Origin of the sequence: Vibrio sp. 10N.261.46.E11, from assembly GCF_041472735.1 — a bacterium.
Taxonomy (GTDB): domain Bacteria; phylum Pseudomonadota; class Gammaproteobacteria; order Enterobacterales; family Vibrionaceae; genus Vibrio.
Genome location: NZ_JBFRQW010000019.1, coordinates 81909 through 103465, shown reverse-complemented (window position 1 = coordinate 103465; position 21557 = coordinate 81909). Strand labels below are relative to the sequence as shown.

Annotated in this window: 21 protein-coding genes; 10 read left to right on the top strand and 11 right to left on the bottom strand. The window is 43.3% G+C overall.

Features of this window, described 5'->3' with window-relative positions; all coding sequences use genetic code 11:
- Nucleotides 1-78 precede the first annotated feature (78 nt).
- The 4 genes from frdA to frdD are packed head-to-tail and all read left to right on the top strand — an operon-like array spanning nt 79 to nt 3449.
- Nucleotides 79-1902 carry a fumarate reductase (quinol) flavoprotein subunit gene (gene frdA, locus AB4407_RS06830; RefSeq protein WP_048663211.1) on the top strand — a complete coding sequence of 608 codons (1824 nt, stop codon included), beginning with the start codon at nt 79-81 and terminating at the stop codon, nt 1900-1902.
- Nucleotides 1902-2666 carry a succinate dehydrogenase/fumarate reductase iron-sulfur subunit gene (locus AB4407_RS06825; RefSeq protein ID WP_009847917.1) on the top strand — a complete coding sequence of 255 codons (765 nt, stop codon included), beginning with the start codon at nt 1902-1904 and terminating at the stop codon, nt 2664-2666. The genes frdA and AB4407_RS06825 overlap by 1 nt, the downstream gene beginning before the upstream one ends.
- Before the next feature lies 1 nt (nt 2667).
- Nucleotides 2668-3051, top strand: coding sequence for a fumarate reductase subunit FrdC (gene frdC / locus AB4407_RS06820; protein WP_061019340.1), 384 nt, complete (start codon nt 2668-2670; stop codon nt 3049-3051).
- A gap of 11 nt (nt 3052-3062) precedes the next feature.
- Nucleotides 3063-3449 carry a fumarate reductase subunit FrdD gene (gene frdD, locus AB4407_RS06815; protein WP_372119818.1) on the top strand — a complete coding sequence of 129 codons (387 nt, stop codon included), beginning with the start codon at nt 3063-3065 and terminating at the stop codon, nt 3447-3449.
- A 267-nt stretch (nt 3450-3716) separates the two neighbouring features.
- On the opposite strand, the gene efp is transcribed toward frdD, so the two are convergent.
- Nucleotides 3717-4283, bottom strand: coding sequence for an elongation factor P (efp, locus tag AB4407_RS06810; protein WP_009847919.1), 567 nt, complete (start codon nt 4281-4283; stop codon nt 3717-3719).
- Between the two features lie 33 nt (nt 4284-4316).
- On the opposite strand from efp, the gene epmB reads away from it, so the two are divergent.
- Together epmB and AB4407_RS06800 are read left to right on the top strand one after the other, a co-directional pair.
- Nucleotides 4317-5339 (top strand): EF-P beta-lysylation protein EpmB, encoded by a 1023-nt coding sequence (gene epmB, locus AB4407_RS06805; RefSeq protein ID WP_372119816.1) that lies wholly within the window; start codon nt 4317-4319, stop codon nt 5337-5339.
- 172 nt (nt 5340-5511) lie between these two features.
- Nucleotides 5512-6000, top strand: a complete 489-nt coding sequence (locus AB4407_RS06800; RefSeq protein ID WP_372119814.1) for an MgtC/SapB family protein — start codon at nt 5512-5514, stop codon at nt 5998-6000.
- Nucleotides 6001-6126: 126 nt separating this feature from the next.
- Here the strand turns inward: AB4407_RS06800 and AB4407_RS06795 are convergent, their stop codons facing one another.
- From AB4407_RS06795 to AB4407_RS06765, 7 genes are all read right to left on the bottom strand, one after another.
- Nucleotides 6127-7560, bottom strand: a complete 1434-nt coding sequence (locus AB4407_RS06795) for a diguanylate cyclase (protein ID WP_372119833.1) — start codon at nt 7558-7560, stop codon at nt 6127-6129.
- 244 nt (nt 7561-7804) lie between these two features.
- Nucleotides 7805-9214: a sulfate adenylyltransferase subunit CysN gene (gene cysN / locus AB4407_RS06790; protein WP_372119812.1), complete on the bottom strand. Its 1410-nt coding sequence runs from the start codon at nt 9212-9214 to the stop codon at nt 7805-7807.
- A 55-nt stretch (nt 9215-9269) separates the two neighbouring features.
- The gene (locus AB4407_RS06785; RefSeq protein WP_372119810.1) at nt 9270-10232 is read right to left on the bottom strand and encodes a DHH family phosphoesterase; all 963 of its coding nucleotides are present in this window, start codon (nt 10230-10232) and stop codon (nt 9270-9272) included.
- Between the two features lie 2 nt (nt 10233-10234).
- A complete protein-coding gene (gene cysC, locus AB4407_RS06780; RefSeq protein ID WP_372119808.1) occupies nt 10235-10864 on the bottom strand; it encodes an adenylyl-sulfate kinase in 630 nt (209 codons plus the stop codon).
- Nucleotides 10865-10883: 19 nt separating this feature from the next.
- The gene (locus AB4407_RS06775; protein WP_372119807.1) at nt 10884-12599 is read right to left on the bottom strand and encodes an SLC13 family permease; all 1716 of its coding nucleotides are present in this window, start codon (nt 12597-12599) and stop codon (nt 10884-10886) included.
- A 54-nt stretch (nt 12600-12653) separates the two neighbouring features.
- Nucleotides 12654-13574 carry a sulfate adenylyltransferase subunit CysD gene (cysD, locus tag AB4407_RS06770; protein ID WP_372119805.1) on the bottom strand — a complete coding sequence of 307 codons (921 nt, stop codon included), beginning with the start codon at nt 13572-13574 and terminating at the stop codon, nt 12654-12656.
- A 392-nt stretch (nt 13575-13966) separates the two neighbouring features.
- Entirely contained in the window at nt 13967-14524 is a 558-nt protein-coding gene (locus tag AB4407_RS06765; protein WP_372119803.1) for a VC2662 family protein, read from the bottom strand.
- A gap of 439 nt (nt 14525-14963) precedes the next feature.
- Here AB4407_RS06765 and AB4407_RS06760 point away from each other — a divergent pair, with 439 nt between their 5' ends.
- Together AB4407_RS06760 and AB4407_RS06755 are read left to right on the top strand one after the other, a co-directional pair.
- Nucleotides 14964-16205 carry a tyrosine-type recombinase/integrase gene (locus AB4407_RS06760; RefSeq protein ID WP_372119801.1) on the top strand — a complete coding sequence of 414 codons (1242 nt, stop codon included), beginning with the start codon at nt 14964-14966 and terminating at the stop codon, nt 16203-16205.
- A gap of 206 nt (nt 16206-16411) precedes the next feature.
- Nucleotides 16412-17053, top strand: a complete 642-nt coding sequence (locus AB4407_RS06755; protein ID WP_372119799.1) for a hypothetical protein — start codon at nt 16412-16414, stop codon at nt 17051-17053.
- Between the two features lie 248 nt (nt 17054-17301).
- Here the strand turns inward: AB4407_RS06755 and AB4407_RS06750 are convergent, their stop codons facing one another.
- Entirely contained in the window at nt 17302-17841 is a 540-nt protein-coding gene (locus AB4407_RS06750; RefSeq protein ID WP_372119797.1) for a recombinase family protein, read from the bottom strand.
- Nucleotides 17842-18077: 236 nt separating this feature from the next.
- Here AB4407_RS06750 and AB4407_RS06745 point away from each other — a divergent pair, with 236 nt between their 5' ends.
- Together AB4407_RS06745 and AB4407_RS06740 are read left to right on the top strand one after the other, a co-directional pair.
- The gene (locus AB4407_RS06745) at nt 18078-18224 is read left to right on the top strand and encodes a helix-turn-helix domain-containing protein (protein WP_372119795.1); all 147 of its coding nucleotides are present in this window, start codon (nt 18078-18080) and stop codon (nt 18222-18224) included.
- A gap of 261 nt (nt 18225-18485) precedes the next feature.
- On the top strand, nt 18486-19139 hold the full coding sequence (locus AB4407_RS06740) for a numod4 motif family protein (protein ID WP_372119793.1): 654 nt from the start codon (nt 18486-18488) through the stop codon (nt 19137-19139).
- Nucleotides 19140-19246: 107 nt separating this feature from the next.
- Here AB4407_RS06740 and groL read toward each other — a convergent pair whose 3' ends face one another.
- Nucleotides 19247-20893: a chaperonin GroEL gene (groL, locus tag AB4407_RS06735; RefSeq protein WP_372119791.1), complete on the bottom strand. Its 1647-nt coding sequence runs from the start codon at nt 20891-20893 to the stop codon at nt 19247-19249.
- 189 nt (nt 20894-21082) lie between these two features.
- A complete protein-coding gene (locus tag AB4407_RS06730) occupies nt 21083-21373 on the bottom strand; it encodes a co-chaperone GroES (protein ID WP_102332653.1) in 291 nt (96 codons plus the stop codon).
- Between the last annotated feature and the right edge of the window lie 184 nt (nt 21374-21557).

The window sequence follows — 21557 nt, the reverse complement described above, 5'->3', positions numbered from 1 at the left end:
GCTATTAATTAGTAAGTGCCACCAATAAGCTTTTTATAATTACAAGCGGAATACTCCGCATCACACTGGAGAATAACTGTGAAGACAATTACCACAGATATCGCAGTCATCGGCGCAGGCGGCGCTGGTCTTCGTACAGCAATTGCAGCAGCTGAAGCTAATCCTGAATTGGAAGTTGCACTGATTTCTAAAGTTTACCCAATGCGTTCGCACACGGTGGCAGCAGAAGGCGGTTCAGCAGCGGTAATTAAAGACGAAGATAGCCTAGATAACCACTTCAACGATACTGTTGGCGGTGGCGACTGGCTATGTGAACAGGATGTTGTTGAATACTTTGTTGAAAACTCGACTCGCGAAATGATCCAAATGGAACAATGGGGCTGCCCATGGAGTCGTAAAGAAAACGGTGAAGTAAACGTACGCCGATTCGGCGGTATGAAGGTAGAGAGAACGTGGTTCGCAGCGGATAAAACCGGCTTCCACATGCTTCATACCCTGTTCCAGACTTCGATGAAGTACGACACAATCAAACGATTTGATGAGTACTTTGTGGTGGATTTGATTGTTGAAGAAGGCGAAGTTCAAGGCCTTATCGCGATTCATATGTCTGAAGGTGAGCTTGTTACCATCAAAGCAAAATCTGTTGTGTTAGCAACGGGTGGCGCAGGTCGTGTTTACCACTGCAATACCAACGGCGGCATCGTAACGGGCGACGGTATGGCAATGGCTTATCGCCACGGTGTGCCACTGCGTGACATGGAATTCGTTCAATACCACCCAACAGGCCTTCCAGGCACTGGCATCTTGATGACCGAAGGTTGTCGTGGTGAAGGCGGTATCATCGTCAACAAGAACGGCTACCGTTACCTACAAGATTACGGCATGGGCCCTGAAACTCCAGTGGGCGAGCCGAAGAACAAATACATGGAACTGGGTCCTCGTGACAAAGTTTCTCAAGCATTCTGGCACGAGCAGCAGAAAGGTAACACCATCAAACACCCGCTTGGTGATGTAGTACACCTTGACCTTCGCCACCTTGGTGAAGAGTACCTGCAAGAACGTCTGCCGTTTATCTGTGAGCTTGCAAAAGCGTACGTAAATGTAGACCCAGCAAAAGAGCCAATACCAATTCGTCCGACTGTTCACTACACCATGGGTGGTATTGAAACTAACGGTACTTGTGAAACTCGCATCAAAGGCCTATTTGCTGTTGGTGAATGTGCTTCTGTTGGCCTACACGGTGCAAACCGCCTAGGTTCTAACTCTCTAGCTGAGTTCGTGGTATTTGGTCGCGTAGCCGGTGAAGAAGCCGTGAAACGTGCAGCTGAATTCAAAGGCTGGAATGAAGAGTCTATCGCTAAGCAAGTTAAAGCGGTTGAAGATCGCATCGCCGGTCTACTAAACCAAGAAGGCGACGAGAACTGGGCTGACATCCGTACTGAAATGGGTCACACCATGGAAGCGGGTTGTGGTATCTACCGTCAAGAAGACTTGATGCAAAAGACCATCGACAAAATCACTGAACTGAAAGCTCGCTATAAGAAGATCAGCATTAAAGACAAAGGCAAAGTGTTCAACACTGACCTACTTTACGCTATCGAAGTGGGTTACGGCCTTGAAGTTGCAGAAGCGATGGTTCACTCAGCGATCCTTCGTAAAGAGTCTCGCGGTGCACACCAACGTCTAGACGACAACTGCACAGAACGTGATGACGTGAACTTCCTGAAACACTCTCTATCTTTCTACAACGAAGATGCAGCACCAACCATCGACTACAGCGGCGTTAAGATCACCAAATCTCAACCTAAAGCTCGTCTGTACGGTGAAGCAGCCGAGAAAGCCGCTGCCGCTGAAAAAGCAGCAGAAGAGAATGCGAAGAAGAGCGAAGAGGAGCAAGCATAATGTCAGCGAATCGAATCCAAAAAATTGAAATTCTGCGTTATGACCCTGAGCACGATGCAGAACCTCACTTTCAAACCTTTGAAGTTCCGTTTGATGAAACCATGTCAGTGCTTGATGCGATCGGTTACATCAAAGATAACCTAGATAAAGATCTGTCTTACCGCTGGTCTTGTCGTATGGCGATTTGTGGTTCTTGCGGCATCATGGTTGATGGCGTGCCAAAACTGGCATGTAAAAGCTTCTTACGTGACTACCCGAATGGCTTCAAGATTGAGCCTTTGGCTAACTTCCCAATCGAAAAAGATTTGATTGTCGACATGACGCCGTTCATCGAGCGCCTTGAAGCAATCAAGCCTTACATCATTGGTAACGACCGTAAGCCAGAAGACGGCACTAACATCCAAACTCCAGAGCAAATGGCGAAGTACAAACAGTTCGCTGGCTGCATCAACTGTGGTTTGTGTTACGCAGCGTGTCCTCAGTTTGGTCTAAACCCTGAGTTCATCGGCCCTGCGGCTCTTGCTCTTGCTCACCGCTACAACCTAGATAGCCGTGACAATGGTAAAGCTGAACGTATGAAGCTTATCAATGGCGACAATGGCGCTTGGGGCTGTACGTTTGTAGGTTACTGTTCTGACGTATGTCCAAAGAAAGTAGACCCAGCAGCTGCAGTAAACCAAGGCAAAGTTGAGTCTTCAATGGACTTCGTTATTTCGATGTTCAAGCCAGACGGATCGCAAGTAAAAACAGCAGAGGAGGCATAATATGAGCAATCGTAAGCCTTATGTTCGTGAGATGAAGAGAACGTGGTGGAGCAACCATCCGTTCTACCGCTTCTACATGCTACGTGAAGCGACTGTACTGCCTTTGATTCTATTCACTCTGTTCCTAACCTTCGGTTTGGGTGCACTAGTGAAAGGCCCTGAAGCTTGGGCTGGTTGGTTGAGCTTTATGGCGAACCCTATCGTTGTCGGTATTAATATCGTGGCACTGCTAGGCAGCTTGCTACACGCTCAGACCTTCTTCAGCATGATGCCTCAAGTAATGCCAATCCGTCTTAAAGGCAAATTGGTTGATAAAAGAATCATCGTACTGACCCAGTGGGCAGCGGTGGCATTTATTTCTTTAATCGTTCTTATGGTGGTGTAAGGAGCTTCGTTATGAACACAAATTACAAAATGAAACCTGTTAACCACAATCCGAAACGCTCTGATGAGCCAATCTGGTGGGGCCTATTCGGCGCTGGCGGTACTTGGTTCGCGATGATTACACCAATCACCATTCTAGTGCTGGGTATCTTAGTGCCAATGGGCATTATCGATGCGGACGCAATGAGCTACGAACGTGTGTCTGAATTTGCCACCAGCATTATCGGTGCGCTATTCATCATCGGCACGCTGGCACTGCCAATGTGGCATGCAATGCACCGTCTTCACCACGGCATGCACGACCTTAAGTTCCACGTCGGCGTTGCAGGTAAAGTGGGTTGCTACTTCTTCGCAGGCCTAATCAGCGCACTGTCTGTTATCTTCATTTTTATGATTTAACAGTTAAGAGCAGATTCGAGTAATCGAGATTCAAAGCACTTAAGAACAGAAAATCGAAAGCAGAGCTAGGTTACCCAGCTCTGCTTTTTTATTGTTTGTCGAATACCACACATCTAGTTCACTCGCTCTTGATCTTCCCGCTCTTCGTATCTCAGTTACTCGTACCTGCCCCTACCGCTTCTCCTGATCGCCAGATACAAAAAAGGCCGCGATAAGCGACCTTTTCTATTTCACTGAGCCACCTTAAACAAGATGGACACAATCAAATTACTTCACACGACCAACGTATTCGCCAGTACGAGTATCAACTTTAACAACTTCACCGATAGCGATGAATAGAGGTACACGAACAACCGCGCCTGTTGCTAGAGTTGCAGGTTTACCACCCGTACCCTGTGTATCGCCTTTAAGGCCAGGATCGGTTTCAGTTACTTCGATCTCAACAAAGTTTGGCGGAGTAACAGTGATAGGGTTATCATTCCACAACGTTAGAGTACAAACGTCATTTTCAACTAACCATTTTGCTGAGTCAGCGACTGCTTTTACGTCTGCTGCGATTTGCTCAAATGTTTCGTTGTTCATGAAGTGGTAGAATTCGCCATCGTTGTATAGGTAACCTAGTTCAACGTCAACAACATCTGCAAGCTCAAAGCTTTCGCCTGATTTGAATGTTTTCTCTAACACTTTGCCTGACAGCAGTTTACGAAGTTTTACACGGTTAAACGCTTGGCCTTTACCTGGCTTAACGTATTCATTGTCGATAATTGCGCAAGGCTCGTTATCTAACATGAATTTTAAACCGCCTTTGAATTCATTGGTGCTTACTGACGCCATGATTTTCTCTTCCACATCTTTGAGTTAATTTCAATGCCGCATATCATAACCCGAAAAGTCGAATCTGTTGAGCAAAACTGGCTCAAACAACTATCGAATGCGATCTCTGACCCGACAAAACTGCTTGAAGCATTGGAAATAGACCCAACACCGTGGCAAAAAGGATTCGCAGCACGTGAGCTGTTTTCACTTCGAGTTCCTCTTAGCTTTGTTGAGCGAATGGAAAAAGGCAATCCACACGACCCTTTGCTAAGACAAGTTTTACCGCTAAGTGAAGAGTTTGAGGTGCACCAAGGTTATTCCGCTGATCCACTAGAAGAGCAAGAAAACGCGATTCCGGGACTACTACACAAATACAAAAGCCGCGCGCTAATGATCGTGAAAGGTGGCTGTGCGATTAACTGCCGCTACTGCTTTCGTCGTCATTTCCCTTATCAAGATAACAAAGGATCGAAGTCTGTTTGGCAAACCAGCCTCGATTATGTGGCTCAACATCCCGAGATCAACGAGGTGATCTTGTCGGGTGGCGATCCATTGATGGCAAAAGACAGCGAACTAGAGTGGCTTATCAATGCCATCGAACAGATTCCGCATGTAAAAACCGTCCGTATCCATAGCCGTTTACCGGTTGTGATCCCTGCCCGCGTGACTGATGAACTGTGCCAAACATTGGCTAATACTCGTCTAAACGTGGTGATGGTCAGCCATATTAATCATGCCAATGAAATCAACTTAGAGCTCAAACTAGTCTTCCACAAACTTAAGCTAAGTGGTGCGACTCTGCTTAATCAAGGCGTGATGCTAAAAGGGGTCAATGACAACGCTAATTCATTGAAAGAATTGAGTGAGAAGCTATTCGACGCCGGTGTTTTACCTTACTATATGCATGTACTTGATAAAGTTCAGGGCGCTGCTCATTTCTATATTTCCGATGAAGAGGCCAAGCACCACTTCAAAGGCTTGATCTCTGAAGTTTCTGGTTACTTAGTGCCAAAGTTAACGCGCGAGATTGGCGGACGTAGCAGCAAGACGCCACTCGACCTACACATTGAATAAAGAAGTCGTATCAATGAAACGCAATGCTTCCGCACCGACCTTTGAATTAACCACAAGCAGCAGCTAGATTTTAAGTCATCTTTATCAATCGTTAAGACAAAAAGTTTTTGTTCGATCGTCAGGTCTATTATTAGCATACTCGGCTCTATTCTAAATTTTTAGTAGGGGTGATATGACACAATTTATAGAACAAACTCTCAACCTTGCCCCCTTTAGCTGGGCAGGCCTTGCAGTGTGTATGCTGTGTGGTTCGTTAATCGGCATCGAGCGACAAACACGCGGTAAACCCGTCGGGATCAGAACCTCGATTCTGATCATCAGCGGTACTTATTTTTTCCTCACCATGGCGATTAGCCTTTCCCCTAACACGCTCGATCAAGCTCGTGTGCTTGGTCAGATCATTACTGGTGTAGGTTTCCTTGGTGCAGGCGTGATGATGACGCTCGACGGCAAGATTCATGGCGTCACTTCCGCGGCGATTATCTGGGTACTCGCTGCATTAGGTATGATGATCGCACTTGGCCACCTTTCGCAGTCGGTTATTATCACGTTAATGGCGCTAGTGATTCTGCTTGGTGTCGATAAGGTGGAAAACAGCTTCCAGAGCTTACGCCGTGGTGTTCATCAGAAGTGGATGAGAAAAGTCCGCGTGAAGAAGTAACACCTCGTCGGAAGACATTTGACCTTATCTGCATTTATTCTTAGCTACTGTTTCATCTTAAGGGTCTTTTTCCTTAGATAAAAAAGAGCCTAGCAAACGACTAGGCTCTAAACTGCAGTTCACAGATTAATGTACGTGAATAGACACTTGATTCTTGCCTGCGGCCTTCGCCCTATAAAGCTGCTCATCTGATGAACGAATACTCTGGTTTTCCCACAAGTGTCCAATGCTCTCGAACTTGTACAGAGAGTAAAGCGTCGCTCCCCCGGAGACTGATATATTAATCTTGTCACCGGTCGCGCATCGATAGCTTTGTAAACTGATGTCATTTTGAATTCGTTCAAAGATCGATGAAAGTAATTCGGATGATTCGCCCGTAATCGCGACAACAAACTCTTCACCACCAAATCTCGCCACGATATCTTTCTGCCTAACGCTGTTCAGCATTAACTGAGCAACATGGCAAATCACCTCATCCCCCACCTTATGACCATACTGGTCATTCACCACTTTGAAATCATCGATATCAAATACGCCAACACCAATAATTGGCTCCTCATTTTGGTTCAGCAACCGAGCTTCAAAACCACGCCGATTATATAAACCAGTCAATGGGTCGAGCATCGCTAAATTCTTCAATCGCTTGTGCTCTTGCTTGGTATAAAACCGCCACAACCATAGTGCTGAGATAAAGTACAAAGCTAACAAAATCAGTAATTGAACCCGCTCCAGTTCCAGCAAATGTAAGAAGTGCTCACTCTTTCCTTCTTCAATAGTCAGGTATAACTCAGTATTAATTCCATCGACGTACAAAGGTCGTGAATAGGTAAAGTCCAACAGCCCATATTTGTTTACTCCTCTTGCGCTCGTCACCTTGTATCCATGAACGGGATTCGAGACGAGATTAGAGACGTAACCATCAACACCGAGTACTCCTTTAAACTCACCATCAACATAGATACCTTTGGTTAAGGTCACTACCTTCTTCCCTGTTAGGTAATCATCGTATTGGCCAGTATACACCACTTGATCTTGACCCTGAGCTAAGCCAAAACGAATCGTATTCACCCAATAAGGGCGACTATTGATGACTGAATCAAAGGTGTCACCTTTAATGTAACGGGCGAAATCGGAAGGCGACGATATAATAAATTTATCTTTGGAGATAAAGTAAATCGCAGAGATGGTATCAATGGTATTCGCAAAGTAAGCCATGGTGGGTGCGATAAACATGCGCCTACCTGCTTCTAAATGAAGCTCCGACTTTAGATCGCACATATCACTTGGGCCAGAGAACATAAAATCAAATCGAGGGGCAGCTTGCTCTTCACTAATGAAGTAACACGTATCACCTTCGACCTTTTGCTCATGTGAGAATACGTAGGTATCCCCATGCAGCGGATAAAGTGCGGTAATATTATATTCAAGCGCATTAATAATCTGTGTAAGCTCCGCTAAAGAGCGTGTCACGCCTTGGTTTTCAATTCCATACTGCTTTTCTGACTCTTCCGCTGAATCAACAAGTAACAAGCTAAAAACCACTAAAAAACTGGCGGTCAGACTTAAGAAAGCCTTTTTAAAATCGACGGTATGGGGATTAATCAAAGCATATAAGTCATCGTTGAAAATTTAGCGCACATTGTACCCACAAGTGAGAACATCGCAACAAGAGTATAAAACAACATGCTTACAGTAACGTTTAAGGAGTGAGATAGCAGATGTGAAATAACGCCTAAACATAGAAGTAAAGGCGTTGATAGCGTCAATAAGCATTAACTAGATAGGAAATGTAGAACTTATTTTATCAAACTTCTGAGCATCCCCATTCAGGGAAGTGCTTTCTTATATAAGTGTTTAATTCTTTTTCAGCTTGCGAATAAATGCGGGGTTGCGTCCCCTTTTCAGAATATAGCCCCTGCACAACACCAGCCCCGACAGTGACATTCGTATGCCTATCGATCACCACAAAGGCTCCTGTCTGAGGCAGATCTTTGTATAAGTCTATAGCAACTTGATCGGTTAAATTGATAGAAGTTAACGCGATTTCATTAAGCTCTACTGTTTCAGAATTTTCAGCGTGTTGTTCAAGAGTATTCACATCAACTTTATGTTGAATACCTGACAACTTACCTATGCAAGATTTCGTTGCAAACTTGAAACTATATTCTTTATGGCAACGCAATGGGTTTTCATCCATCCACACTAAATACGCATCAAATTTGTTAACAAGTTGTAGATTTGAGCCTTTATGAATCAACATATCCCCACGAGATACATCAATTTCATCGTCAATAGTTATCGTAATCGCTTGACCTGGCTGTGCAGACTCCAGCTCACCATCATAAGTGAAGATGGATTTAACTTTTGATGATTTTCCTGAAGGTAACGCTGTGATTTCATCACCAACACGGACTTGGCCTGAAGCCAGTGTGCCACAAAAGCCGCGAAAATCTAAATTTGGACGATTAACGTACTGAACAGGAAAGCGCATATGCTCTAAATCTTTATCTTGATCGACTTTTACTGTCTCAAGCAGCTTCATTAAAGTCGATCCTGGGTACCACTCCATATTTTCACTCGAAGTTACCACATTGTCGCCTTTCAACGCAGAAATTGGTACAAAGCGAATGTCGTCAATATTGAAGCTCTTAGCCATCTCACGATAATCAGCTTTGATTTGTTGATACACATCTTGACTATAATCCATCAAGTCCATCTTGTTTATAGCAACAATGATGTGCTTAATACCCAATAGTGAACAAATATAACTGTGACGACGCGTTTGAGTTTGAATACCATAGCGGGCATCTACCATCACAATTGCTAAATCGCAAGTTGACGCTCCAGTTACCATATTACGAGTGTATTGCTCGTGCCCAGGAGTGTCAGCAATAATGAATTTACGTTTATCTGTCGAAAAATAACGGTATGCCACATCAATAGTAATACCCTGCTCACGCTCAGATTGCAGGCCATCTACCAACAGTGCCAGATCAAATGATTCGTCGGTTGTATTGAACTTTTGAGAGTCTTTCTCAATCGCAGCCATCTGATCTTCGTATATCAGTTTACTATCAAACAGCAAACGACCAATCAGTGTTGATTTACCATCATCCACGTTACCGCAAGTTAAAAAGCGCAGCAGATCTTTGCTCTCGTGTACTTTTAAGTATGCTTCAATATCTTGAGCAATTAGCTCTGAACTATGTGACATGGTCTTTCCTTAATGGTCCCGGTTTAAATTCTCAACTCTTCAAACCGACTGTGATTTATTGATAGAATTTGTTTAATACCTGGATGAATTTTTCTTTATTTTCAACAGGTAAAGCATTAATCCCCGCAGCAGCTTTTCGGCCACCTCCAGTAACAAACTGACAGCAAACTTCATCTGCACCAGTCCGACTATTTAAAGGGGCACGAACACTCACGGTGTAATCTTTCTTATTGTCATTCAAAGTGAGTACTGCATGCGCCTTGTCCGGTGATTGATTTGCAAGAACGTTTCCAAACACACCACTGACACGCTTTGCCCATGCTTCACAAGGCAGTAGATAAATTTCAGACACGTCAGTGCACACTATCGGCGTTAGCAGCTCAACATGTTGATAATCGGCCTGATACCCTTGTTTTAGAACATAATAAGGAGATATTAAATCTCGCTTGAGGTCAAAAGGTGAAGAATAGCACATAAGCTGTTGAAACAATTCGGCTGGATCAATGTGCAAATCGTCAATCGAAGTACCATAACCGTTGTAGTTGATTAAGGTACCTAGCTCTTTTAAAAATGTTCTTTCATCGAAACTTAATCCGATAACATCGGCTAACTGGTCAGCATTGACGGACATATTGTCACCGTAAGCGCCAACTATAGCCCAATCAGCATATCGCCCCGCTAACTGCCGGTTGATCAACAAACTGGTGCAAGTATTCGCATCCAAATTAATGAGGGCTGTAAAATTATCAGCTTGTGGCACTTCTCCCGCACGATGGTGGTCACAATAGAACAGAGGTATATCCAGATCTATCAATTCATAGAGCGCATCGATATTTTTTTCCATCGATATATCTAAGATGGTGCAGCCACTGATATCATTTTGTTTAACCACTCGCTGTAAAAGAGCAATGTCACGCTTTACACCAGTGACAAGCTTCGAGCATTTCGGGTCGGCCTTACGTAACTGAAGTAAAGCAATTATTCCATCAGCATCACCATTAAATACATCGTAATACATGATTAAATGTATCCTAACTTGGTAAGTTGATTAACTACAACATCTGCACATGCTTCAATAGATTGACCTTCAGTCTCGACATGAATATCTGGAGTTAATGGGGCTTCATACATTGAATCAATACCAGTAAAATTCTTAATCTCGCCCGCTCGCGCTTTCTTGTATAAACCTTTAGGATCTCGCAGCTCGCACACCGATAATGGTGTATCAATAAACACTTCCAGAAATTGCTTCGAAGATAAAAGCTCACGGACTTGTGCGCGGTCAGCAATAAATGGCGAAATAAACGCAGTTAATACTATCGTTCCCGAGTCCACAAACAGTTTTGCTACCTCACCAATACGACGAATGTTTTCAACGCGGTCCGTGTCGCTAAATCCAAGATCTCTATTAAGGCCATGTCGGACGTTGTCACCATCGAGCAAATAGCTATGCTTACCTAAACTTAGAAGCTTACTTTCAACTGCATTGGCAATCGTGGACTTCCCTGAGCCACTTAATCCCGTAAACCAAAGCACCGTTGGCACTTGTTGCTTTTGCACGGAGCGTTGTTCATGCGTCACCGTAGAGCTATGCCAAACTACATTATCTCTAACAGACTCATTATTTTTTCTTACATAGGGAGAGGTCATTCTTACAACTCATATAAAACTAAAATGGGAACACCATCGGAATAGTAATGGCGGCAACGACAATGTAAGTGACGGTAACTATCCAACCTACTTTGACAAAGTCTATAAAAGTATAGCCACCAGCGCTCATCACCATAAGGTTAGTTTGATAACCGAAAGGACTTATAAAGGATGCACTCGCACCATAAGCGACCGCCATGACTAGCGGTAAATAATCGATATGGAACGTCGACGCTAAAGCCAGTGAAATAGGTAACATAATTGCCGCAGCAGCTGTGTTGGTCATGATTTCCGTTAAAATAATGGTTAAGATCAATATACCGACTAGCATCCAGATAGGAGATAGTTGCCCAGCTACGGATTCAAAGACTTGAGTTAATGCCAATGCCAGACCACTGCTAGAAAACGCACTGGCGATACACAAAGCTGATACTAGTATGATCAATAACTCAAATGGAAAACGCCGTCTTAATTGAGTTCCATCAATGATTTTGCTCATCAAAGATAAGAGTAAGAATCCAGACAATGTATCAATAAGGTCTAAACTGGTACACGCAGCTAAGGCAATGGAAAAAATGAAACCTACAATACCAATAAAATTTTGGATGAATGATAAGGGACTTTTAAGCGACTTATCACTTAATAAAAAAAAGTTTCTAGATAAATTAGGGCGTTTTTTAAAATCATCCCCGACAGCAAGAATTAGTTTGTCACCACTTTGAATGACGCACTCCCCAAGCTTGCCAGAAAGCCGTTTCCCTTGCCTAGCGATTGCCACCACAGCCGCATCAAAGCTAGAGCGAAATTCGACCTCTTTTAGAGTTTTATCTATCAATATAGATTCAGGGCTGACTAATACTTCAACTAAGTTTTTATCTAGCTCAAATTCATCTTCAACGTACAACTTTAAACCATCAAAAGAGGCTAATTGTTTAACTTCTGAAACATCACCACTGAACACCAGCTTATCTCCCGCAAATACCAACTCACTCGGTGATACAGGGGATATCAACTGTTTACCTCGAATGATTTCAACTAAGAAAAGGCCATCGAGTGATCGCAATCCATTTTCTAATATACTTCGACCTACGAGCTTACTTCGACTCTCGACCTCAGCATCAAGAAAGTAGCCCCCTAATGATTCAATTTTCACAAGGTCATCAGGGAGCCACCGGGAAGCTATCATCACTACCAAACCACAACCAAGTAGTAAACTTACCCCCACAGGAAAGAAAGCAAATATTGTAAGCGCGTGATAACCTTGCTCTTCAAGTAAACCACTAACCACTAGATTGGTCGCAGTCCCTACTAAGGTCAAGGTCCCCCCTAAAATAGAAAAGTATGACAACGGAATTAGAAGTTTTTTAGGGGAATGAAACGGATTTTTGAGAACACTCCCCATCAAGGTCGCAACCACAGCTGTGTTATTTAGCATACTAGAGCTTAGCGATCCCAAAGCTCCCAAACGCAATAACGACTGCCCATAATGACGATGAGATAACATTTTTGCTACCCAGCTAAGCAAAACAGTCCTTTCTAGGGAGAGAGAAGAAAGTAGTAACAATAATAAGATAATCACAGAACGGTTAGTGACGTTCGAGAAAATAACGGCTTGTGAAAGCTCACCAGAAACGTACAGCACTATCACTGAAAAAATAAACACATAGCTGGCTCGAAAACGGTTACTGATCAGACCAATAATCAATCCAATAAGGACACACGCAGTGACAATCATGCTAAAATAACTCAAATTATATTCAAAAGTGACGATATAATATCGTCAATGCTATTAGAAGTAGCCTTCTCGCTTTTTCTTCTCCATTGAACCTGAACTATCGTGGTCAATGGCGCGCCCTTGACGCTCTGAGGTGGTTGTTAGCAACATCTCTTGAATAATTTCAGGTAGCGTCGTAGCTTTCGATTCTACAGCGCCAGTTAGTGGGTAACAACCGAGTGTACGAAAACGCACCATTTTTTCTTCTGCCACTTCCCCTTTTTTAAGCTTCATACGCTCATCATCGACCATAATCAACATACCATCACGCTGAACGACAGGGCGAGGTTTTGATAGATACAAACCCGGAATTTCAATATTTTCAAGATAGATATACTGCCAAATATCTAGCTCTGTCCAGTTAGATAGTGGGAACACACGGATACTCTCACCTTGGTTAACCTTGCCGTTGTAAATATTCCATAGCTCTGGCCGTTGATTTTTAGGGTCCCAACGATGATATTCGTCACGAAACGAGTACACTCGCTCTTTCGCTCGAGATTTTTCCTCATCGCGTCGCGCACCACCGAAAGCAGCATCAAAACCATGCATATCTAGAGCCTGCTTTAAGCCTTGGGTCTTCATTATATCGGTATGTTTTGAACTCCCGTGCACAAAAGGGTTGATCCCCATAGCCACACCTTCTGGGTTACTGTGAACTATAAGTTTCATTCCAACCTTCTCAGCCATATAGTCGCGGAACTCGATCATTTCTTTGAATTTCCATGTAGTATCGACATGCATCAGAGGAAAAGGGGGAGTGCCAGGAGCAAAAGCTTTTTGTGCCAGGTGTAGCATTACTGAAGAATCTTTACCAACTGAATACAGCATCACCGGGTTATCAAATTCAGCAGCCACTTCACGCATAATATGGATTGATTCCGCTTCCAATTGTTTTAGATGCGTCATTTTCCCCGGTATTATTTTCGTTGTCATATTACGTTTCCCACCCCCATTGACTGTCAATTTCATTTTGCCACTTCAGTTAAAGCACTAAAAAGCTTTTATTCAACTAAAAGTTTGATTCGATATTAAATTCTCTTACGAACAGTGTATCAACAAAAACAATAAAATGAGACAAACGAAGCTCCTCTTTTAGAAGTCAAAACCTAGAATCAACATCAAAGGGCTTAATGAACCTTTTCGATAGTAAGTTGATTTAATTACTTAGAAGCTACTAACTGTAAAGCAATTGATATGATTGAAACCGTTTAACTGTAGAGTTGGATAAAGGGAGGGATGAATCTAATTATATCTATAATAGATGATAGAGAAGAATCACCTACTAGTTAGTAGGTGATTTTGAGTAGATAATTAAACCGATAACTCTACTTAGCGAAATTCACAATTGGGAAGCACGGGAAAAAACCATTGTCAGCACAGTTGATCAGGCCAATCTGTACACCTTCAATTTTATTGGTTTTGTTGAAGATACCAACCTGAACCGTCGACACCTCTGAAAGGTTCGCAGCGCCTACATCCACCATAGTGTTACCTTCGGAATAGTTTACGAAACTCACGTTCGCGCCTTTTACATCATTAGTAATGTTAATAGCACCTAGGTTAACACCTGTTGTTTTACCTGTGTTCCAGTTAAAGAAACCTAGTGAAGCACCTGTCATTTCTTGGTTTACTTTTGATGCACCAAAAATACCAAGGTTCACACCTGTCGTGGTTTGTGTCTCAGACATACCAACAACCGCAAGGTCGACACCTTTGAGGTCATTGACTTGTCCGTGAAGCAGAGCCAGACGTACACCGCCAACCGCATCTGAATCCGGAGCGTTGAAACCATTGATCGTTGAGAACATGACAGGCGAAGAAGCAAATGCTGCCGGTGCCATTACCGCTGCAGATACAGCAAGTACTGAAAGTAATTTTTTCATTGGGGAGTCTCCACTGACTTATTGTTGACTTGATTAATCTATATTCAATCAAGTATTTATTGTCCTTCACTCAACAGCTATCCATGTTAAATCAATGTCATAACTGTACCATTGAATATAAGACCCAAAATCATAAAGAGCAATATTGAGCGGAGGATATAATTAGAGGCAAGAGTAACCATCGGCAGTCAGGTTTCTAGAAGTAGACGATAAAGATTCCCTATCACGCTCGTGCCTCGCTGTCGGGAGTGACGATTTCAAAGCATAAAAAACGGAGACCGAGGTCTCCGTTCTAAATCTTATGTATGACTTTCTCTGTTACGAGAAAGGGGGATGATTACATCATACCGCCCTATTTGGGCTGTGATCCGCAACACACCGTATATAAAGGCTTTGTGGCATCATTACTGTCTACATTTATGGCTACATTGGTGACTACATGAGCAGCAAGAAACATCTAAGATTGAGAGGGAATATTTGGTGGTATCAACGCCGTGTTCCTAAGCAGCTCAAGCACTTATACCCAAATGAAAACATGATTACAGAGAGCCTTGAAACTGGAGATTTGAAAGAAGCTCAACGTAAACGAGATATGATAAATGGGCGTCTAGCTGAACGTCAGCTCACCTCTCCCAACCCTAGCCGCCAAAGGTTCCATGAGCTCGTCCATTCATTGAAAGAAGACAAGATGAAGCACCCCTACTCATGGGATGAGCCATATGATTATGAGAAGTTAGCCAGTACCGACGAAACCTTCTTGCATGCTTTGACTACTGTCTGCGGGCATAAAGACCAGAACCACAAGTACCGCATAACCTTGAATGAAGGACTTAACCTATGGCTTCAACACAACAAAAATCGAGTAACCAAAGACACTCTAGGTAAGGTAAAGCGAGCTACTAGTGATTTCCTAAAATACATGAGCTTAATCGATATCCAAATCCCTGATATCACCAAGTTGCAAGTGCACAACTACATAAACCACCAGCATCAATCTGGATACAAAAAAGCGACCATCCAAGGTCATGTGAGCAGACTTCGGTCTATATGGAACCACTGCGATCGAATTGGTGAGGTAACTGGTCACTCACCTTTTGACAATCATGAATTCCCGAGGGAAGAGACCGAGAAAAAACAGCCTTTTACCATTAACGAGATGGAATGGATAAAAGCGAATGTAGCAATCAACGAACCACTTAAACGCTTGCTTGTTGAATTGGGTGTTTTCACTGGTTGTCGTATCTCTGAGCTTTGCTCTTTGCGTTGCAAGAATATCATTGTCGAAGGAGACATTACTGCAATTTTCATTGATGTTGGTAAGACAAAAGCCGCTACGCGTGTTGTGCCATTGACAACCGAACTTGGAGAAAGAGTGAGGCAAATCAAGGAGGCAAGTGAAGATGAAGACCTTGTTTTAGGCGACGATGCAAAGAAAATGGGGCGTTGGTTCTCACGCATTAAGACTGACAATGTCTCCACTGACTCTGCGAAGTGCTTCCACTCATTCCGAGTAATGTTTTCGACAGCAATGCAACAATCAGGTGTGGATGAACTAAAAGCGGCAGCAATCCTCGGACACAAGCGAGGAAACACCATGACCTACGGCTACTACTCCCGTGGTTATGAGTTACAGCAACTAAAAGATGCCTATGACCAATGTGTTGAGCGCATTATCTGGTAGATACTATCACTAGGGTCTGACCCTTTGAGAAATCCTTGTCAAAATAACAAAACCCACCCTAAAGACACGCTCAGGGGTGGGTTTCTTGTTTGTCACAAGGGTATAACCCAAAAATAACTATCATATCCAAGCTAAAACCATGATGTATGCAACTCCGACCGCACAATGGTATAATAACCGACAATTTAACTCTATGAGGTCGCTTGGTGAATGAATTAACAATATTGTTAGTAGTTGTACTCTTTCCAGGAGTTTTACTAACGGTAATATATGATAATTATGCAGAGCACAAGGCGTGGGATTCATTCAGATACGTCTTATACTCTATCGTCTCAGGACTGATCATATATGGAGTCCTGCAATTCGCCATATTTTCAGCTCAGTTCTTGTATAACATCAAGGGATACAAAGAAACGGAATGGTTCATTCTTTCTGTCTGGGAAACGATAACAAGCAGCAAAACGGCGAAAATTAATCCTTGGGAAATTCTCTCCGCCTGCTTCACTGGGGTCATCTTAGGATTAATTTCAGTTAGAGCTACGCAATCCAAATTAGTCCATTCTTTATTGATTAAGCTAAAAATAACTAATAAGTACGGTGATGACTCTGTATACATACAAACCATAGAGTCAATTGGCAATGAGTTTGTCACCGTAGTACTACTGGATGAGAAGTTTATGATTCAAGGCTTAATACAATACTATCACGATAATGGAAGCACTCTTGAGCTATCCATGACCTCGGTAAAAGTCTTCGATACTGAGACAGGTAATGAGCTTTACGAAGCTAAGAGCCTTTACATAGCTAAACCATACGGCGACATTTTGCTTTACCAACCACAGGAATAAAAATGATGGCAGATGATAAAATGCAATTTAATGATGGCTTACAAATGACTGATGTCAGTAAAGGCCGAACTTTAATTACAGAGGGGAGAGTTCGAACTAACGGGAGAACACTACCTTCATCTAGCACCACACAGGCAACGGCTAGTACACCTGCACGACCAGCAGCACCAAAACCAATGCCAACAAGAAATAGTAATGAGTAACCAAAGACAAATGTGAGTGTCAGAATCTTCTACACTCACCTTTTCTCACATCTTTAGTATTCGATAAATACTGGACAGACTGAGGTTTAACAAACTAGATACTTCCGTTTTGGATTTTCCAGAGTTAAGCATTTCGATTACTTGGTGTTTTTTGGCTAAAGCAGTAGCTTTTCTTCCTTTGTATTTCCCCTTCATTTTAGCAATGACAATCCCTTCAGCTTGTCTCTCAAGCAATAGTTGTCGCTCAAAACTTGCCACCGCACCTATCATAGTAAGCATCAATCGACCTGTCGGTGATTTAGTATCGATACCAAGATTAAGAACCACCAGCGATACACCTTTCTGCTCAAGGTACTCGACTATTTCCAATAAGTGTTTTGTGTTTCTTGCCAACCGACAAAGTTTAGTTACCGTTATTGTGTCTCCATCTCGCACATAATCAAGCATTGTAGTGAGCTGGGGACGCTCCGCCTTTGCTCCTGACTCCTTTTCTTTAAACACCTTATCATATACCTTCAATGCCTCTAATTGCGCTTCTAAGCTCTGTCCTGACGTACTTACTCGCGCATACCCGATATTAGCCATACTCACGCATCCTCTTTCTGTGTAGCTTCAAGAAGCAGTGACAGGACAGTTACGAGTACGGTTAAGACTAGTTTTAATGAGATTTTCATGGTTATTACTCCGTTGTTCCATTCTGAATTACTTATAACAATGGGCGGAGTGAATATTGATTTAAGTGTGCAAGAAAGTTCTTTTTAGTTCGCTTCTGTTCAAACAGATTAAAATCTAGGTACGAATCATTAAACTTTGGAGCAAATATGCTTACTAATCGAATTACTCGCAGTAAACGAGAAAAAATAATCAGGCTGAGAGATGCCAACCTCACCCATAATGCTATTGCTGAAAGAGTGGGGTGTCATCGCAATACTGTGGGCAAGGTATTAAGAGAGGCAGGTTTGAGATAGATAAAATCGAAAAAAAGGACAGTTGTCCATCACCAATTCATCGAAAACCCGCAGTTTTACTGGGCTAAAGCAGTAATTACCCAAACTTCCCCCACTCTACCTTTCTATATCTCTATATATATGTGCGTATTAATAAACTGAAATTACAATGTTGCAATGTCGCACTGGCTTGAAAGCCTTATAGGTAAAGGGATTATCATCAAATGCTCTGTAACATTCGTTTTTTGGAGTGTCGCAGGACGTAGCAAATGGAGATTGCACATGACAAGATTGAAGCGTGGCTATGGTAGCCATAAAAGAAATATTCAAATAGTCGATATCGACAATCACATCACAGCCAAGATTGGCATAGGTCAAAATCAAACGACATTGATAAGCCTATGTGATATCGACATCCTCCAAGAACATGGATTCTATGCCCACAAACGCAAAGATGGAAGGTACGTGGCTCGCAGTAACAAAAACGGGGCATACCTCCACCGCTTACTGATGAACCCCGAAGACGAGCAAGAAGTTGACCATGTTGACGCTAACCCGCTAAACAACACCAGAGGCAATCTGCGTCGTTGCACCACTAGGCAAAACAATCTAGCCAAGAAAACACCAAAGCTCAAAGGGTTCAGCGGCATTCACAAGAATAAGTGGGGGTGGTATCAAGCCTTTGATGGCGAGGGGAAGAAGCATGGTCGGTATCATTCAGCTCCTGAGGCTGCAAAAGCTAGAGATGAGCTGATGCTGGATGCTTACTTTCACAGTTATTCAGGAGAGGAGCTACATACGTATAGCTTTATTGACTGGAACTTCGACTATCCCGAACGAGCCAATGAGTCAGAGGACTATCTGTTTGATGAAATTCAAGAGGCACAATGGCGCTCTGGGCAACTATTACAAGAAAAAGGGTGGAACTGCCATTAAAAAAGGGATGCCAGAGTCTTCAAACTGGCATCCCTTAGTGTCTACATTGGTGTCTACACTTATTTTTAAGTCATTGTTTATTAATGATTTAAATTAGCGCAGGTGGCTTACATCATACCGCCCATGCCACCCATACCGCCCATGCCGCCCATATCAGGCATTGCAGGAGCTGAATCTTGAGGCTTGTCTGTCACCATCGCTTCTGTTGTGATCATAAGACCAGCAACTGATGCTGCGAACTGAAGTGCAGAACGAGTCACCTTAGTTGGATCTAGGATACCCATTGCAATCATGTCGCCGTATTCGCCAGTCGCCGCGTTGTAACCGTAGTTACCTTCGCCAGCACGAACGTTGTTAGCAACCACAGACTCTTCATCACCTGCGTTCTTAGTGATTTGACGAATCGGTGCTTCCATTGCACGTAGTGCAACACGGATACCTACGTTTTGCTCTTCGTTGTCGCCTTCAAGGTTAGCCACTTTAGATGCAGCGCGGATAAGTGCAACACCACCACCAGCAACCACACCTTCTTCAACTGCAGCGCGAGTTGCGTGAAGTGCATCTTCAACGCGGTCTTTCTTCTCTTTCATCTCAACTTCAGTTGCTGCGCCTACTTTGATTACTGCAACACCGCCAGCTAGCTTAGCTACGCGCTCTTGAAGCTTCTCTTTGTCGTAATCTGACGTTGCATCTTCGATTTGTTGACGGATTTGAGAAACGCGACCTTGGATCATCAATTCATCACCCGCACCATCGATGATAGTCGAGTTTTCTTTAGTGATAGTAATACGCTTAGCTTGACCTAGGTCTTCTAGCGTTACTTTCTCAAGGTCTAGGCCAATCTCTTCAGAGATAACCGTGCCACCCGTTAGGATAGCGATATCTTGAAGCATAGACTTACGACGGTCACCGAAACCAGGTGCTTTAACCGCAGCCACTTTAACGATGCCACGCATGTTGTTCACAACAAGCGTTGCTAGCGCTTCGCCTTCTACACCTTCAGCGATGATTAGAAGTGGACGAGATGCCTTAGCAACGGCTTCTAGAGTCGGAAGAAGTTCACGGATGTTCGACACTTTCTTGTCGATTAGAAGAATGAATGGGCTTTCTAGATCAACAGAACCTGCTTCTTGGTTGTTGATGAAGTAAGGAGACAAGTAACCGCGGTCGAACTGCATACCTTCCACTACGTCTAACTCGTCTTGCAGAGCCTGACCTTCTTCAACCGTGATTACGCCATCACGACCTACTTTTTCCATCGCTTCAGCAATGATGTTACCTACTGTCGAATCAGAGTTCGCAGAGATAGTACCTACTTGCGCGATAGCTTTCGTGTCTGAACAAGGAACAGAAAGGTTCTTCAGCTCTTCAACAGCCGCGATAACCGCTTTGTCGATGCCGCGCTTAAGATCCATTGGGTTCATGCCAGCAGCAACCGCTTTTAGGCCTTCAGCGATAATAGACTGAGCCAATACTGTTGCTGTCGTTGTTCCGTCGCCCGCCGCGTCATTCGCTTGCGAAGCCACTTCTTTAACCATTTGTGCGCCCATGTTTTGGAACTTGTCTTCAAGTTCGATCTCACGTGCAACAGAAACACCATCTTTAGTGATCGTCGGTGCGCCAAATGATTTGTCTAGAACAACGTTACGGCCTTTAGGACCTAGTGTTACTTTTACTGCGTCAGCCAGAACGTTTACACCTTCTAGCATTTTAATACGTGCGTCATTACCAAATTTAACGTCTTTAGCAGCCATCTTAATTTCCTTTAAAATTCTTTGTTATGGTTAGCGCTTCGTTTTGGTTATACCGAATCAGCCTTCAGTGAAGCTCTCCGGCCACCAATCGGCTTGATCTATATTCCTTTTCAGAAATGACAGAATCACGATATATAGCCAAGCACCCTGGTTTTAAAACGAAGCCGTCTGATTGGGTCGGAGTACGAGTTACTCGACGATCGCCATGATGTCGTTTTCAGACATGATCAGAACTTCTTTGCCGTCGATTTTTTCTGACTTAGTACCGTAACCTTCAGCAAAGATAACAGTATCGCCAACTTTTACGTCCAACGGTTGCACTGAACCGTTTTCTAGAATACGGCCTTTGCCAACAGCTAGAATGATACCGCGAGTCGATTTTTCTGCGGCAGAACCAGTTAGAACGATGCCACCAGCAGATTTAGATTCAACTTCTTGGCGCTCAACGATAACTCGGTCATGTAGAGGACGGATATTCATCGGTCTTATCTCCTGATAATTTCCATTTAAATTTTGATAGTTGCCACGATTAGCGTGGGTCAAACAATATGTTGGGGACAATGTGATGAATCCCAAGGGGGGAAGGGAAAAATTGTGAGCTAAAGTGCAGATTCTCACCCCTCATCTTTCCCTGCTTTTCGTTTACTCGTATCCCACATCTGTT